14 protein-coding genes are annotated in these 14732 nt (G+C 63.1%); 8 read left to right on the top strand and 6 right to left on the bottom strand.

The window, feature by feature from the left end; genetic code table 11:
• The first annotated feature begins 63 nt into the window (after window positions 1-63).
• On the top strand, window positions 64-849 hold the full coding sequence (locus tag NVV72_04875) for an ATP-binding cassette domain-containing protein (protein ID MCR6658695.1): 786 nt from the start codon (window positions 64-66) through the stop codon (window positions 847-849).
• A gap of 10 nt (window positions 850-859) precedes the next feature.
• Here NVV72_04875 and NVV72_04870 read toward each other — a convergent pair whose 3' ends face one another.
• The 3 genes from NVV72_04870 to NVV72_04860 form a co-directional block, all read right to left on the bottom strand.
• Window positions 860-1633 (bottom strand): hypothetical protein, encoded by a 774-nt coding sequence (locus tag NVV72_04870; protein ID MCR6658694.1) that lies wholly within the window; start codon window positions 1631-1633, stop codon window positions 860-862.
• Window positions 1634-1787: 154 nt separating this feature from the next.
• Complete coding sequence (gene mnmA / locus NVV72_04865) at window positions 1788-2969, bottom strand: tRNA 2-thiouridine(34) synthase MnmA (protein MCR6658693.1); 1182 nt, start codon at window positions 2967-2969, stop codon at window positions 1788-1790.
• Between the two features lie 699 nt (window positions 2970-3668).
• Window positions 3669-4508: a hypothetical protein gene (locus NVV72_04860; GenBank protein ID MCR6658692.1), complete on the bottom strand. Its 840-nt coding sequence runs from the start codon at window positions 4506-4508 to the stop codon at window positions 3669-3671.
• Window positions 4509-4736: 228 nt separating this feature from the next.
• Here NVV72_04860 and NVV72_04855 point away from each other — a divergent pair, with 228 nt between their 5' ends.
• The 4 genes from NVV72_04855 to arsC are packed head-to-tail and all read left to right on the top strand — an operon-like array spanning window position 4737 to window position 6679.
• Window positions 4737-5069, top strand: a complete 333-nt coding sequence (locus tag NVV72_04855; GenBank protein ID MCR6658691.1) for a helix-turn-helix domain-containing protein — start codon at window positions 4737-4739, stop codon at window positions 5067-5069.
• A gap of 7 nt (window positions 5070-5076) precedes the next feature.
• On the top strand, window positions 5077-5577 hold the full coding sequence (locus NVV72_04850) for an arsenate reductase ArsC (GenBank protein ID MCR6658690.1): 501 nt from the start codon (window positions 5077-5079) through the stop codon (window positions 5575-5577).
• Window positions 5577-6251, top strand: a complete 675-nt coding sequence (locus NVV72_04845; protein MCR6658689.1) for an aquaporin family protein — start codon at window positions 5577-5579, stop codon at window positions 6249-6251. Before NVV72_04850 ends, NVV72_04845 begins: the two co-directional genes overlap by 1 nt.
• Entirely contained in the window at window positions 6248-6679 is a 432-nt protein-coding gene (arsC, locus tag NVV72_04840) for an arsenate reductase (glutaredoxin) (GenBank protein MCR6658688.1), read from the top strand. Before NVV72_04845 ends, arsC begins: the two co-directional genes overlap by 4 nt.
• Here arsC and NVV72_04835 read toward each other — a convergent pair.
• The 3 genes from NVV72_04835 to flgK are packed head-to-tail and all read right to left on the bottom strand — an operon-like array spanning window position 6663 to window position 9764.
• Window positions 6663-7397: a flagellin gene (locus NVV72_04835; GenBank protein ID MCR6658687.1), complete on the bottom strand. Its 735-nt coding sequence runs from the start codon at window positions 7395-7397 to the stop codon at window positions 6663-6665. The two genes, arsC and NVV72_04835, sit on opposite strands and share 17 nt — an antisense overlap.
• Complete coding sequence (locus NVV72_04830) at window positions 7394-7588, bottom strand: hypothetical protein (GenBank protein ID MCR6658686.1); 195 nt, start codon at window positions 7586-7588, stop codon at window positions 7394-7396. Before NVV72_04830 ends, NVV72_04835 begins: the two co-directional genes overlap by 4 nt.
• A 10-nt stretch (window positions 7589-7598) precedes the next feature.
• Window positions 7599-9764 carry a flagellar hook-associated protein FlgK gene (gene flgK / locus NVV72_04825; protein MCR6658685.1) on the bottom strand — a complete coding sequence of 722 codons (2166 nt, stop codon included), beginning with the start codon at window positions 9762-9764 and terminating at the stop codon, window positions 7599-7601.
• 511 nt (window positions 9765-10275) lie between these two features.
• Between flgK and NVV72_04820 the strand changes: the two genes are divergently transcribed.
• Genes NVV72_04820 through NVV72_04810 form a run of 3 tightly spaced genes read left to right on the top strand, consistent with a single transcriptional unit; the run spans window position 10276 to window position 14662 of the window.
• Window positions 10276-12450, top strand: coding sequence for a flagellar hook-length control protein FliK (locus NVV72_04820; GenBank protein MCR6658684.1), 2175 nt, complete (start codon window positions 10276-10278; stop codon window positions 12448-12450).
• Between the two features lie 9 nt (window positions 12451-12459).
• Window positions 12460-13125, top strand: coding sequence for a flagellar hook assembly protein FlgD (locus tag NVV72_04815; protein ID MCR6658683.1), 666 nt, complete (start codon window positions 12460-12462; stop codon window positions 13123-13125).
• Window positions 13126-13165: 40 nt separating this feature from the next.
• Window positions 13166-14662, top strand: a complete 1497-nt coding sequence (locus tag NVV72_04810; protein ID MCR6658682.1) for a flagellar hook-basal body complex protein — start codon at window positions 13166-13168, stop codon at window positions 14660-14662.
• Window positions 14663-14732: the final 70 nt, after the last annotated feature.

The following is a 14732-nucleotide window of genomic DNA, read 5'->3' as shown; positions in this document are numbered from 1 at the left end:
CTGCACAGCAGATTGTGGTGTCCGCGATGGTATTTCGATCAAAGACCCTGTAAGTAACCGCCCATGTCCGACCTGTCCCTGCTTACCATACGCGACGCCTCGGTGGTGCGCGGCAAACGTTATCTGCTCGATGGCTTCAGCTTGACGCTTAAGGTCGGCCAGCATACCGCCATACTGGGACCGAACGGCTCCGGCAAGTCCACCCTCGTCAAGCTGATCACGCGCCAGCTTTATCCGCTGGCAGGTGGCCATGTGTCGCTGTTTGGCCATGAGCGCTGGAACGTCACCGAGCTGCGCAGCCTGATGGGGATCGTGTCGTCTTCCATGCAACTCGATTTCGACGCCCATCCGCCGCTGGAGGTCTTCGATTGCGTCGTCTCCGGCTTCTTCGCGGCGCGCGGCCTGTGGAAGCAGCACGCCGTCAGCGATGAGATGCGGGTGCGTAGCCGGGAAGCGCTCGTCCAGGCCGGCGCCGATCATCTGATCGGCCGCGACATGTCGACCCTTTCGACCGGCGAGGCCAGGCGTGTGCTGATCGCGCGGGCGCTGGTTCACAGGCCGAAAGCGCTGCTGCTCGATGAGCCGTGCGCTGGGCTCGATCCGGCCTCGCGGCGGATATTCCTCGAATCCCTGCGCCGGCTGGCCGCCAATACCACCCTGATCATGGTCACCCATCATATCGAGGAAATCCTGCCGGAGATCGGCCATATCGTCCTGCTGCGCGACGGCAAGGTTCTGCACGAAGGCGGCAAGGCCGAACTGCTTGACAGCGCCCACCTGACGGACCTGTTCGGGATGCCGGTCGAGGTTACCGCGCGCGGCGACTGGTACAGCGCCGACATCGCCTAGCCGGGGGCGTCTAGCCAATCTGGCCGCGCAGGTCGCCCTTATTATCAAGCATAACGGGGAAATCATTCGTGCGGATGGCGAAGCCTTCGCCGCCGCCCACGCGATTGAGTGATTGTCCTGGCTGTCCGGCATTGCCGCCATCGCCCCCCGGAGCGCCGCGCTGGCCGCCCTTGCCGCCGCCGCCGGGCGTGCCGTAATAGCCGCGGTTACCGGCCACGAGGGTGCCGCCATCGCCTTGCAGCGCGCTGCCGCCTTCACCGCCCTTGCCATTGGGGAAACCGCCGCCGCCGCCCGAACCGATGCCATCCGCGCCTGCGCCGCCACCACCGCCAGCCTTGACCGAGCCGCCTTTAGCTATGGCAATGCCGATTGGCGCCTGGACATAGATGGCGTCACCACCACGGGTGCCGTCACGCATCATCGGGGTGTCACCGCCATCGCCGCCATTGCCGCCGCCGCCATAGACATTGCCGCGAATGAGCAGGACAAGCGACACGCCTTCCGGCCATTTGCCGGTATCGATGCCGGGGCCGCCGCCTTGTTTGCCGAGGATATTGGTTTTGGCCGGCACGACGAACAGATAATTGGCCGCGGAATGGCCGTCATAGCCCTTCTGGTCGGCCAGGAAGCGCAGGTTGGCGCTTTCGGTGACGGTGATGACGGTTTCCGGCGCTTCGGCGCTGATGGGTGCTGTGCCTGGAGTGGTCAAATCAGGGGCGATTTGAGCATGAGCCGTGAACGGCGCGCAAGACAGGAACAGGGCGACGCGAACCAAGGGCTTCATGGAGACCTCCCAACAATATTTCATATACGATATATTGTTGGGTCTATCGGTGCAACCGGTATTATGACGCCATTGCAGCGCGTGTGGAGGCGATAAATCCGCCGCCCACCCTTGAGCCATGCGAAAGGGCAAATGCAAAAAAGCGAGGCGGCGCTTATGCCATCGCCGCGCGGGTGCTCGATATAAACCCACCGCCCAATACGCGGCCGTCATCGGCGGGATCGTAAAGCACGCACGCCTGGCCGGGGGCTACGCCTTCTTCGGCGCCATCGAATTCGACTTCTATGCGGCCATCTTCGGCGACCAGGCGCGCCGGCACCGGCGGGCGGGTGGAGCGCACGCGGGCCAGCACCGGCTTTTGCGCCGTGGCGGCCGCCATAAGGTCGGCCTCGTCGCCCAGCCAGTTGGTTTCCTTAAGCGTCAGGGCGCGGGTCAGCAGGGCCTCGCGCGGGCCGACAATGATCGCCTTTTCGTCCGGATCGATGCGAGTGACGAACAGGGGCTCACCGACCGCGATATTCAACCCCCGGCGCTGGCCGATGGTGTAGCCGGTGATGCCGTCATGCTGGCCCAGCACGCGGCCGTCGATATGACGGATATCGCCCTTTTCCATGCCTTGCGGGCGCAGTTTGTTGATCAGGGTGGTGTACTTGCCTTCCGGCACGAAACAGATGTCCTGGCTGTCCGGCTTGTGAGCGATCTTGAGACCTAATTGCTGCGCAATATCGCGCACCTGCGGCTTGGGGATGCCAGCCAGCGGAAAGCGCAGAAAGTCGAGCTGTTCGCGCTTGGTGGCGAAGAGGAAATAGCTTTGGTCGCGCGAAGTATCGGCGGCGCGGCGCAATTGTCCGTCTACAGAGCGTTCGACATAGTGGCCGGTGGCCATGGCAAGGGCGCCCAGATCGCGGGCGACATCGAGCAGGTCGTGGAACTTGACCGATTGATTGCAGCGGATGCACGGCACCGGGGTTTCGCCGCGCAGGTAGCTGTCGGCGAATTCCTCGATCACGGAATCCCGAAACCGGCTTTCGTAATCGAGCACATAGTGCGGAATGCCGATCTTTTCCGCTGCCATGCGGGCGTCATGGATATCCTGGCCCGCGCAGCAGGCGCCCGTCTTTTTCAGGGCTGCGCCGTGATCGTAAAGCTGGAGTGTGACGCCGATGACCTCATAGCCGGCCTGGTGCAGCAGGGCGGCGACCACGGTGGAATCGACCCCGCCGGACATGGCGGCGACCACGCGCGCGCCCTCCGGCAGGCCCACACTCAGACGGGTGGCGGCGATGGCGGCATCGAGATCAGCCGATTGGATAAGGGGGATGGCGCAGACGGTCATGCGCGCGTAAATAGGACAAAACCGAGTAAATTGCTAGGGTATGGGACTTACTTTTCCTCCCCTGCACAGCGGGGGGAGGTGTCAGCGCGAGGCTCGCAGAGCCGGTGTCGCTGACGGAGGGGGCCTCCTTAACTGTCCTTCTGCCCCCTCCGTCGCCGACTTCGCGGCGCCACCTCCCCCGATAAATCAGGGGAGGAGATAAGCCCTACTGCCTGTAGCCCCAGGTGAACATCCAGCGGTCGATACCGGTCAGCGAGGTCAGGTCCTTGCCCTTGTCATATTCCAGGCCGAAGACATAGTGGCTCTGCGGCGTGGGGTAATAGGCGGCGCGCGAGATCAGGCGGTCAGCCGTGGCGCCCTGGTTGCTCAGATCCTGACGGCGATTGTATTGCAGGTTGAAGCCAAAGCTGGGCTTGTCAGGCCCGCGATTGAGGCGGACATCCCACTGGGCGTCAAAGCCGGCGCGGGCATATTGCGGCAGGTCGATGAGGGCTGCCTTGGCGCCGGGATCGCTGACATCGACATAGTCCGTCACCAGGGTCATGCTGGTGGTCTGGCAGATAAGGCACTGGGCGTTGTTTCCGGCGGAACTCAAGGCCGGGAGGCTTTCGTCCAGCCAGGTCTTGACCGGCAGGGTGAGCGAGGCTTCGAACCGGGTGAGGGCTGATTCCAGCCGGTCGTCGGTCTCGTAGGCTGCCGTCAGGCCGCCGATATAGGCTTCCTTGCCGTCATTACGGGCGAAACGGAAATGGCCGCGCAGGCCGAGATCGAGATTATTGACCTCGCTTGCGACATCGACATTGGAGATGCGCTCATAACTGGTGAAGGGGCGGATGTCGCCGAAGCCCTTCGTGGCCACGGCCTGATCCCCCAGGTGACGATGGCCGGTGCGGCGATGGTGCCCTTGGCGGAAATGACCGGCGCGGCGTCGGCGGCATTGTCGGTATAGGTCAGGCGAGCCGGGTCGCGCTGGGTATAGTCGTCCTTCTCGGTCTCGTTGACGGTCGAGGCGATGCGCCATTGCGATATGGCGGCGCGCAGACCGGTTTCCGGTGTTTTGTCGTGTGGTGCGGTGGCCACGACCGGCGCGGCGGGCGGCAGGGGCGCGGAGGTCAGGCAGGTGAGGGTGTAGGTCGGGCGCGACAGGTCGAAAAAGGCGGCGATCCGCTCCGGGCGGCCGGCGGGTTCCGGGCCGTCACCGGTCCACTCCAGGCGTAACTGGCTGTTTTCGCGGGCATCGAGTACGGAAGCGACGGCGGCGTTCAGTTTGGTGTAGCTGTTTTCGTTTTCGGCGCAGGCGTCATCCGGACAGGCATTGGCCACGCGCTGGGCCAGGGGTGTTTGCGGGCCGCTGAAATCAGCGACATCGACCACAATCGGGTAGCGCGCCAGAAGCTGGGCAATGGCCTTTTGCCGGGGCAGTTGCCGGGCGTCGCCTTCACCTTCACAGACGGCGGTATCGAAGCCTGTAAGGGCATTTATATCCGGAATCGTTGCCGCTTCGGCGGAAATAAGCAGGCTGGCCAACAGGCTGATCATGGGGCAAATGCCTCCCAGAAACGAGCCTTAACCAGTAAAGGCCCTTCATGGATGCGCGGCACACACGCCACGCGGCTCCCCCCGTCATAACGGCTGCGGATGAACCGCAGATGACTAAAATAGCCGGCACTGAGCGAAGGTCTACCCCGAAAGCACAATAAAAACAGAGTTATTGTGCGGTCGCAAAATTGGCCTTGAATAAATCAATATATCATGTAATCTTGATTTATGGATAAATTGCACGCCCTCACTGCCTTTTCCGCGCTCGGCCAGGACACCCGGCTGGATGTGTTTCGCCTGCTGATCCAGGCGGGGCCGGAAGGCCGACTGGCCGGCGAAATCGGCGAAGCGCTCGGCGTGCGGCAAAATACCATGTCGGCCAATCTGGCGATCCTTACCCAGGCCGGCCTGATCCGTCATTCGCGCCAAGGTCGGGCCATCCGCTATTTCGCCGATATGGAGGGCGTGAAAGGTCTGCTGGCCTTCCTGCTCGAAGACTGCTGCGGCGGTCGCAAGGAGCTTTGCCAGCCCGTGATCGATAAAGTGGCCTGCCTGTGCTGAGGAAAAAATGACTGATAAAATCTATACTGTGCTGTTTATCTGCACCGGCAATTCGGCGCGGTCGATTCTGGCGGAAGCGATCCTGAACCAGTTGGGGGCTGGCCGTTTCAAAGCCTTTTCGGCCGGCTCCATGCCGCGTGGCGAGGTGAACCCCCATGCCCTGGCCTATCTGACAAGTCTCGGAATGCCGACCGACTTTGCCCGCTCGAAGAGCTGGGACGAATTTGCAGGGCCGGATGCGCCCGCGCTCGATTTCATCATCACGGTTTGTGACAATGCTGCCGGCGAGGTCTGTCCCGTCTGGCCCGGCCAGCCGATGACCGTGCACTGGGGCCTGCCCGATCCGGCGGCGGCCACGGGTTCGGAGGCTGAAATCGCCCTGGCCTTTGCGGACGCCTATCGCGTGCTGCGCAACCGCATTTGGGCCTTCATCAACCTGCCCATTCAAAGTCTCGACAAATTGTCCCTGCAAACGAAGCTGTCCAATATCGGCAAGGACGCCCACTGATGCCGAGCCTGAACCGCCGGCTGTTTGCTGAATTCATCGGAACCCTTTTGCTGCTCGCCACGGTAGTCGGCTCCGGAATCATGGCGCAGCGACTGGCGGCCGGCAATGACGCCGTTGCCCTGCTCGGCAATACCCTGGCCACCGGCGCCATGCTGGTGGTGCTGATCACCATGCTGGGGCCGATATCCGGTGCGCACTTCAATCCGGCGGTGACCTTGATCATCGCCCTGCGGCGCGAGATAAAAGCCTTGCCGGCTATCGCCTATGTCGTCGTGCAGATCATCGGCGCCATTGCCGGGGTCTGGCTGGCGCACGCCATGTTCGGCGAGGCGATTGTTCAGATATCGCAGAAGGTCCGGTCCGGACCTGCACAGGCCCTGTCGGAAGCGGTGGCCACGTTTGGCCTGATCCTGACCATTTTCGCCACGCACCAGGCGCGCCGCGATTTCGTGCCGGTCGCCGTCGGGCTTTACATCACCGGCGCCTACTGGTTCACCGCCTCGACTTCATTTGCCAATCCGGCCGTCACCCTGGCGCGCAGCCTCAGCGACACCTTCGCCGGCATCCGCCCGGCAGACGCGCCCGCTTTCATTCTGGCCCAGATCGTCGGCGCCCTGCTGGCCTTGGCTGTCTGCACCTGGTTTTTGAAACCCTCACACGAGATATCCGCATGACCCCGATCATTTTTCACAATCCTGACTGCGGCACCTCGCGCAATGTGCTGGCCGTGCTGGAAGCGGCGGGCTACCAGCCGGAGGTCGTCGAATACCTGAAAACCGGCTGGACGCGCGAATTGCTTCTGACCCTGCTGACCGCCGCGAACCTGACGCCGCGTCAGGCGCTGCGTGAAACCAAGTCGCCGGCCAAAGAAATGGGCCTGCTGGAAGAGGGCGTCAGTGACGAGACGATGCTCGCCGCCATGCTGGAAACGCCGGTCCTGGTCAACCGGCCTTTCGTCGTCACCGATCGCGGTGTGAAGCTGTGCCGTCCGTCCGAGATCGTGCTCGACCTGATCGATCGCTATCCGCGCGGCCCCTTCGCCAAGGAAGACGGACAGCTTATGATCGATGCCGACGGAAAACGGGTTATTTCAGCAGGTTGAGCAGGCTGGTCGAATTGAGGTTGGCCAGCACCTGCGCCGACGCCTGGACCGCCACCTGCGCCTGTTGCAGGTTGGAATAGGCTTCGGCCATATCGACCGAGGTCCGCTTGTCCACAAGTTGCGACAGCGAATCCGCCTGTCCCTGCAATGAGGTCTGCGTGTTTTCGACCCGCTTCTGCATGGTGCCGTTCAGCGCGCCCTGTTGCAGCATGTCATCGTAAAGCTTGCCGAATTCCTGCGACTTGGTGGTCAGGAAGTCCTTCTGTGCGTCGGTGAGCTGGTCGCCAAAGGGGCCGGTCGTCGGGTCGTCATTATAGTCCTGCACCTCCTTGTAGAGGCTCATCAGCTTGCTGCCCAGGTCCGAGGCCAGCATACCGGTCTGGATGGTGGTGCCGGCGTCGATCTGCGAGCTTTTCTTGACCGTGCCGTTGGTGAAGACATCGTCGGACGAGGTGACGCCGGCCAGTTGCGACATGCTGGTGATCGAGACGGGGGCGGCATTGTCATTGCCGCCGTTAAAGAGATACTGGCCGTTGTGGCGGTAGTTCAGCCCGGAGAGCGCCGCCGAGAAACTGCCCTGCATGTCCAGCATCAGTGTGGTGCCGGTGCCATTGGCCAGCGAACTCATGATCGAATCCTTGGCGGAAGAGACGGCATCGCTCGTCGTGGTAATGGCCAGGTCCTGGCTGTTCAGGCGGTCGGCCACGGTCTGGGTCACGTCGAGATAGGCATTGGTGCGCGACAGGGATGACTGATACGAGGCGATGATCTCCGAGGTGCGGCCATAGCCCCCAGGTCGGTGGCCACCTTCTGGGTGGCGACCTGGTCATTGGCGGTCTGCTGGCGGGTCTGTGCGCTCATGAGGTTATTGAGGGCGTTGGACCAGGATTCGGATGTCGAAATACGCATGTTTTCGGCCTTACATCATATTCAGCAGCACATCATACATGTCCTTGGCGGCCTGGACGAGGCGGCCGGCGGCGCTGTATGCCTGCTGGTACGTGGTGAGATGGATGAGTTCCTCATCGAGATTGACGCCTTCCTGGCTGGAGCGGCGCGAGGTCGCCTCATCGAGCAGGGAGGCATTGCTTTCCTTGGTGGTCTTGGCAGTGGCGGCCAGATTGCCGACCTGGCCGGCCAGATCGGAGCCGTAACGCTCAAGGGTCGAGGTGCCGCCGGCATTCAGTCCGGCCGCGTTGAAGCTGGTGGCCTGGGTGCCGATGGCCGCCATGGCCAGGCCGCCCGCGCCATCGCCGCCGGCCAGGGCGCTGACGCCGGTGGCGGCGTTCAGATTGACCTGAGCCAGGGAGAGATTGGCGACATTGTTTTCGATGCGCGTGGCGACAGTGAGATGGTTCGCCGCATTGCCCGCGCTGTCGGCCAGGCCGAAGAACTGGGTGAAGGAAGCGCCCGTGCCGTTGCGTGAGGTGGTGTCGCTGGTGACGCCGAGCGTATTGGCAGGATTGCCGAAGCCGGTAAAGGTGAGCTGGCCGTTGCCATCGAGCGCGAAAGTGCCGTAACGGCCAAGCCCGGTGGTGGTGTCATTCAGGCCGCCCGCGCCGGTGACCAGGTCAGTCATGGTGGTGGCGCCGGCGGGGATGGCATACTGGACGTTGGCGACGGTGGCGCCGGTGGCCGACTTTATGACGAAGCTGATCGTATCGCCCGCCGTGAAGCCGTGGGCGCTGCTGCCGGTCAGGCCGGTCTTGAAATTGGTCGGTACGTCCGAGGTGACCAGGTCATTGAGGCCGAAGAACTGCGAAAAGCCCTGGCCCAGCTTGTTGGAAGGCACTGTGCTGGTGGCTGTGTTCGCCGGGGAATCGACGACGGCCACGCCATCCGTGCCGCCGGAGGTCAGGCTCATCTTGCCGTTGGTGAAGTCGAGCGTCGCCGCCCCGCCCAGGCCGGTATTGATATCGCTGACGAAGCTGGACGCCGAGAAGGTGCCGGCCACGCCATCCATCAGGTAGCTGCCGTTGCCGCTGCCGTCGGTATCGAAGGTCAGGGTCATCTTGTGCGTGATATTGCCCGATGAATCGAGCGTGACGATATTGGTCTCGCCCTGGAAGCCAGTTATGGCTTCTTCCTCGGTCAGGCTGGTATTCTTGCCGGTGAGCGAAGTGGGCGCCGGCACGGCGCTGGAGGCATTGTGCGCGGCATTGAGCTGGTTGCTGAACTGGGTGACATACTCGTTGAGCTGGTCGTTGATCGCTACCGAGGTCTTGTCTCGGATGTCGAGCAGGCCCTTGATCTCGCCTGAGCCCGGGCTGTCGGCGAAGTCGCGGGTTTCGTTATTGACGCCGGTGAGGGTAATCGGGCCGAAGCTGGTGGAGGCGTCGACGCTGGTGGCTGGCGTATAGGCCGGGGTGGCGGCGCTGGCTCCGGAGACCAGCACCGTGCCGGACTGCGTGCGCAGGGTAACGCCACCGTTGGCTTCCTGGGTGACGCGGACATCGACCAGCTTCGACAACTGGTCGATATAGCTCATCTGCGTGGTCTGGGCGCCGGTGGTATCGGTGCCGGAAACGGCGGCGCCCGAAATCGAGCCGTTAAGATCGCGGATGCTGACCAGCAGGTCATTGACCGAGGTAACGGCGCTGGCGATGCGGGTATCGGCGTCGCCGCGGATGGTCTGGATCTTGGTCGAAATCCGGCCGGCTTCGGACAGGAAGCCCGACACATAGCTGATCGCTTCCTGACGGCTGGCGCTGGAGGTCGGGTCCTCGCCAAGCTGGGCCATCGAGGAAAGGACCGAACTGGCCTGGCCGAACAGGTTATTGGTGTCGGTGATATCGCCAAACTGCGCCTGCATCTGGTCGAGCAGTTCATACGACGTGTCGGACTGGGCCGAGATAGAACTCGCCTTCAGGGTCGCCGCCTGGAGGAATTTGTCGGCGGCCAGGGTGACCTGGCCCGACTGCACACCCATGCCGACGCCGGCGGTAACCACGCTGGTCTGGTGCGATACCTTGCGGATATAGCCCGGCGTGTTGAGATTGGCGATATTGTCGGAGACGACGTGCAGTTGGTCCTGCGCCGTCATCAGCCCCGAAACGCCGATGTTCATGATCGAACCTAGTGACATGCGGCGGCCTCCCGGCGGGCGTTCATAGGCAAACCCTGCACCTGACCCGGCAAAAATGACCGGGGGCTGTTATGGCTCAATTTTAAAAAACATTTTGTTTTCATAAACTTAGCATTTCGTTGGGGGCGAAGGTGGCGGTTGTCTGCGTTAACAGTTTCAAGTCCTGTGCCAGCGTGGCCTGTCGTCAAGGTACGCGCCCGCGCGCGGGGTCATCACGTCGCACGCCCGCGCGTTACGCTGGCCGGGGAGGCATCGGTGATGTCGCCTGATGCAGGCCCGGCGCCCGGCGAAAAACGCCGCCGCTCTAGGCAAATTTGACCTCAGGCCCCGGCAAAGGTCACCCTTTTGGGGGTGCTGAAAAGGGCATAATTTTAGTTAAATCAGTTGGTTAATGACTGGCCCGGCGTTTGCATGGGCTTTTCGGATCAGATGCGCAAAATGCGTTGACTTCGCCCCGACCGCCAGCCGCAAGACGCGACCGGCCGTTCCGGATGTTCTCGCGGATACCCGAATGCCTGCGCTGTTCGATTTCCCCTTCCTGCCGATGGCGGCGACCGGTGTATCCACCGGCGGGGATACGGCTGCGTCGCAAACGGGAAGCCTGGCCGGAAATGCGCCGGGCAACGCGACGGGCAGCGCAACGGGCCTTGCAGCCGCCACCGCCGCCGGTGATTTCGCCAGCCTCCTGGCGGCCCTGAAGGTGACGCCGGCCGGGGATGGCGCGACCCCCGCGCAACAAAACACCTTGCCGCCGGTGGCTATGCCATCCACCGTCAATCCCGCCGGCAATCCCGCCGGGATACCCGTGGCGGCGATCGGCAATGTCCCGGCCCTGCCGGCCGCCGCGACCCTGTTGCAGGTACAGGCCCCGACGGTGGAAGCGGCCCAGGCCGCCACGCCGGCAGTTGCGGCGGCTGCCGGGCCTCAGGGTATGACGCAAACGGTTCAGTCCCAAATTCTGGACACGGTTTTGGCTCAGGTTCCGGCCCCGGCTGTCACGGCCGAAGCCGCGCCGGCCTTGCCAGACGCCCAGCCAGCGACACCAAAGCCGATACAACACGCTGAAGCACGGGCAATCGAAGCGCCCGTTGCGGTGGTGACACAAGCCGAGGCACCTCAGGCCGAGGTGGCTCAGGTCCAGGTGGCTCAGGCGATCGTCGTGCCCCCGCAAGCCGAACCGCAAGCCGTCGCTCCTCAGGCGCCGACGCCGAAGGCCGCCATGCTGGCCGACGCGACGCCTGTTCAGATCGAAGCCCCGGTCGTCACGACGCCGAGCGTAAAAACGGCCGAGGCGAAACCTGCCAAAACCCCGACGGTGAAAAGTAAAGAGGCGGACACGACGACGGCTGAGCCCGCCGAAAAGCCCGCTGCCGCGCCGGATATGGTCAGCGTCGCTGTTGTCGCACCCGCCATGATCGCGCCGACCGTGCCGGCTGCGCCTCCGGCCGGTCAGCCGGTTCTCGCGGCCAATGACGGCACGATCAGCGATGACAAGGCCAGTGATAAAAGGGCCACACCGGCACCCAAGGGACAAGCTGCGCCAGTCGCCCCACAACCGCCTGCGCCGCAAAATCAGGCCGATGCCGCTGATGCCGATGCAACAGACAATAGTGCAGAGGCTGCCGCCCAACCGAAATTTGCCGCTCTGATAACGGTGCCGCCGCAAACCGCCGCGCCCGCCGCAAAGGCACAGGCGCCTGCGGCCATCGCCCCATCGGTAGGCGCCCCCGTCTCTGCGACCGCCAATCCGGCTGCGCGCACTGAAACGCCTGCCCCTGTAGCCACAAACGACGCCGCACCGGCGCAGACGGCGCAAATTCGCTCTGCGCCGGTTCAGGTCGCCCATATTCAGGCGCCTCAGGTTCAGGCATCTCAGGCCCAGGCCGCCCAGGTTCAAAGCCAGGTCCAGGCGACAACCCGCAAGTCCGTCAGTGTGCCGCCTGAAAACAAACCTGAAAACGTCAGCGAGCCCACCAGCCTGCCGCCCGCCGCCGGAACGTCCGGCTTTTCACTGGTCAGCAACGCGCAGACGACGGACACGACCGGCTACACGCCTGCCGCCACGCCACAGGCGCCGGCCACAAGCCTGATGTCGCAGACCGCCGTCGATAATCTCAATGCCCTGAGCGTGCAGATCAACCGCCGCCACGCCGAGGGCGCGACGAAATTCACCATGGAACTGCACCCGGCCGATCTCGGCAAGGTCGACGTGGCGCTCAGCATCGGCCGCGACGGCCGGATGACGGCGCACATGACCTTCGATTCCGACGTCACCGCCGCCACCTTCAGCGCCCATGAAGCCGAGCTGCGCCAGCAACTGCGCGATACCGGCCTGCAACTCTCCGATGACGCCTTGAGCTTCTCGGCGCGCCAGAAGACCGATGCGGTGGTTCAGGCCCAGGCGCATACGGTCAATGCCAGTGCCCGCAGCGCTGATGACTCCGCTTTCGGTGGTTCCTCTTCCGGCGGTTCGCCACAGCAACAAAACACCTTTACCCAGGCCGATAGCCAGCAGGGCCAGAACCGTCCGAACAGCCAGCATCTGGCCCAGATGGCGCGCAACCAGGCGGCGGCCGACCAGGCCGATGCCGAACTCGATGCCCTCAATGGCGCGGTCGATCTGGCCGCCGCCCGCCTGAATTACCGTCAATCCCCGTCGCGTCTCGCGCTCGATCTCAGCGTCTAGGAAGCACCCATGGTCACCAGCGTCGCCAACACCAATGCCGCCAGCAATCCCACCTCGAATACCGCGGCGGATTCCTCGAAGTTCAGCACCGACTACACCACCTTCCTCAACCTCCTGACCGCGCAGGTGAAGAACCAGGACCCGCTGTCGCCGATGGATACCACCGAGTGGACCAACCAGTTGGTGCAGTATTCCTCGGTCGAACAGCAGATCAAATCCAATGGCTATCTGGAGACGATCGCCAATGCCTCCGGCGCCTCCGGTTCCATGACTTCGGCGGTCAATTATATCGGCAAGACCATCGGCAGCGACGAGCCGACCGCCACCCTGACCGATGGCGGTTCGGCCACCTCGAACTATACGCTCGGGTCCACGGCCACGGCCGCCACCCTGACGATCAAAGACGCCGACGGCAAGACCGTCTGGTCCGATTCCGCCGATGATCTGACCGCCGGTACGCACAGCTTCGCCTGGGACGGCAAGGACAGTTCCGGCAATGCGGTCGGCGCCGGCAAGTACACGCTCAGCGTCTCCGCCGCCGATGCGTCCGGCGCCGTCGATGCCTCGGCCGGCCTGACCGGCATCGTCACTTCCGCCCAGACAGAGAACGGCAGCACCGTCCTCAAGATCGGCAATTCATCCGTTTCGCTCGACAGCATCACCAGCGTTTCCTGATTTTAACCCTGCTTCACACCGTTTTCCGGGAGTTCCACACATGAGTATCAACAGCGCCATGCAATCCGGGGTTACCGCGCTCGCCGCGAACGCCACGGCCCTTGCCACCATCTCGAACAACATCGCCAACTCGAACACGACCGGATACAAGCGCGTCACCACGAGCTTTACCGACCTGGTCAGCGGCACCAGCAACAAGCATTCCTACACGTCGGGCGGCGTGGTCTCGGTCAATCGCCAGACCAATACCACCCAGGGTGAACTGAACAGCGACACCTCCGGTTACAGCCTGGGCGTCAACGGTCAGGGCTTCTTCGTCGTCTCCGATCAGGCCGGCACGGTGAGTTCCTCCAGTTCCCTGCTGTTTACGCGCGACGGCACGTTCTCGACCGATACGGAGGGCAACCTGGTCAATTCCGGCGGCTTCTATCTGCAGGGCTGGCCGGCCGATTCCACCGGCACCATCACCACCTCGGCCACCGATGCCAACCTGCTGGCGCCGATCAATGTCAGTGACCTGGCCAACAAGCCGGCCGCCACGACGAACGTCAACTTTACCGCCAACCTGAATTCGAAGACCACGGTGTCGACGGCGGTCAATCCTGATCCCAATGATTCGACGACGTTCGGCACCGGCACCTATGCCGACGCCATCACCAACAATACGCTTGATGCCACCACGGCCATGTCGACCTACAGTTCGACCTCGAATACCGGCACCAAGCCGGACGCCACCATCTCGGCCAGCATCTCGGATTCGCTGGGCCAGGAGCATACGATCACCATCTCCCTGCTGAAGGGGAATATCGATTCCACGACCGGCAAGACGCAATGGTACTATGAAGTCTCGTCCCCCGATGTCACCAGCTCGGTCGGCGGCGCGGACAACGGCCTGCACCAGATCGACATCGGATCACTCTATTTCGATGCCAATGGCGCCCTGTCCACCGATCCGGCGGATTATGGCGGCACCCTGCCGGCCATCCTGAACGGCGGCTTTGCCATTGGCGCGTCGGCGGATGCCGCCGCCCCGCCGGCGGATGGCGCCTACTGGAATTCCAATGTCGGGGCCGCCGGCCAGTCCATCGATATGGGTTTCGGCACCTCGGGGCTCAGCACCATTACCCAGGTCGCCAGCGACACCACGACCAAGTCGATCACGGCCGACGGCACGGAATTCGGTTCTCTGTCCAATGTCGAGATCGGCAAGGACGGTCTGGTGACGGCCATCTATAACAATGGCCACACCAAGACCCTGGCCCAGATCGCCCTGGCCACCTTCCTCAATCCCAACGGCCTGACAGGGGTCAGCGGCAATGCCTACAAGGTCTCGACCGACTCCGGCGCCTATTCGCTGAAGGTGCCGAGCACCAATGGTGCCGGCAGTATCGATGCCGATACCCTGGAAGCCTCGACCGTTGATATCGCGCAGGAATTCACCGGCCTGATCACCACCCAGCGCGCCTATTCGGCCGCCTCGAAGATCGTCACCACGGCCGATGACATGCTTCAGGAACTGCTGAGCATCAAGCGCTAAATGAACTGAAAAGGGCGGTTATTGAAATTTTAACTGCTCTTTTTCACTCTATACTTATATGTATAAAAAC

Origin of the sequence: Asticcacaulis sp., assembly GCA_024707255.1 — a bacterium.
In the GTDB taxonomy this organism is placed as follows: domain Bacteria; phylum Pseudomonadota; class Alphaproteobacteria; order Caulobacterales; family Caulobacteraceae; genus Asticcacaulis.
Note: the sequence above shows the minus strand (reverse complement) of the source record. Positions and strands in the feature narration are given on the sequence as shown.

Excerpts from the sequence above, each read along its gene's own strand:
- NVV72_04870 (MCR6658694.1), bottom strand. The coding sequence starts at position 1,633 with ATGAAGCCCTTGGTTCGCGTCGCCCTGTTCCTGTCTTGCGCGCCGTTC.
- NVV72_04815 (MCR6658683.1), top strand. The coding sequence starts at position 12,460 with ATGGTCACCAGCGTCGCCAACACCAATGCCGCCAGCAATCCCACCTCG.
- NVV72_04850 (MCR6658690.1), top strand. The coding sequence starts at position 5,077 with ATGACTGATAAAATCTATACTGTGCTGTTTATCTGCACCGGCAATTCG.
- NVV72_04855 (MCR6658691.1), top strand. The coding sequence starts at position 4,737 with ATGGATAAATTGCACGCCCTCACTGCCTTTTCCGCGCTCGGCCAGGAC.
- mnmA (MCR6658693.1), bottom strand. The coding sequence starts at position 2,969 with ATGACCGTCTGCGCCATCCCCCTTATCCAATCGGCTGATCTCGATGCC.
- arsC (MCR6658688.1), top strand. The coding sequence starts at position 6,248 with ATGACCCCGATCATTTTTCACAATCCTGACTGCGGCACCTCGCGCAAT.
- NVV72_04875 (MCR6658695.1), top strand. The coding sequence starts at position 64 with ATGTCCGACCTGTCCCTGCTTACCATACGCGACGCCTCGGTGGTGCGC.
- NVV72_04820 (MCR6658684.1), top strand. The coding sequence starts at position 10,276 with ATGCCTGCGCTGTTCGATTTCCCCTTCCTGCCGATGGCGGCGACCGGT.
- NVV72_04860 (MCR6658692.1), bottom strand. The coding sequence starts at position 4,508 with ATGATCAGCCTGTTGGCCAGCCTGCTTATTTCCGCCGAAGCGGCAACG.
- NVV72_04810 (MCR6658682.1), top strand. The coding sequence starts at position 13,166 with ATGAGTATCAACAGCGCCATGCAATCCGGGGTTACCGCGCTCGCCGCG.
- NVV72_04845 (MCR6658689.1), top strand. The coding sequence starts at position 5,577 with ATGCCGAGCCTGAACCGCCGGCTGTTTGCTGAATTCATCGGAACCCTT.
- flgK (MCR6658685.1), bottom strand. The coding sequence starts at position 9,764 with ATGTCACTAGGTTCGATCATGAACATCGGCGTTTCGGGGCTGATGACG.
- NVV72_04830 (MCR6658686.1), bottom strand. The coding sequence starts at position 7,588 with ATGCGTATTTCGACATCCGAATCCTGGTCCAACGCCCTCAATAACCTC.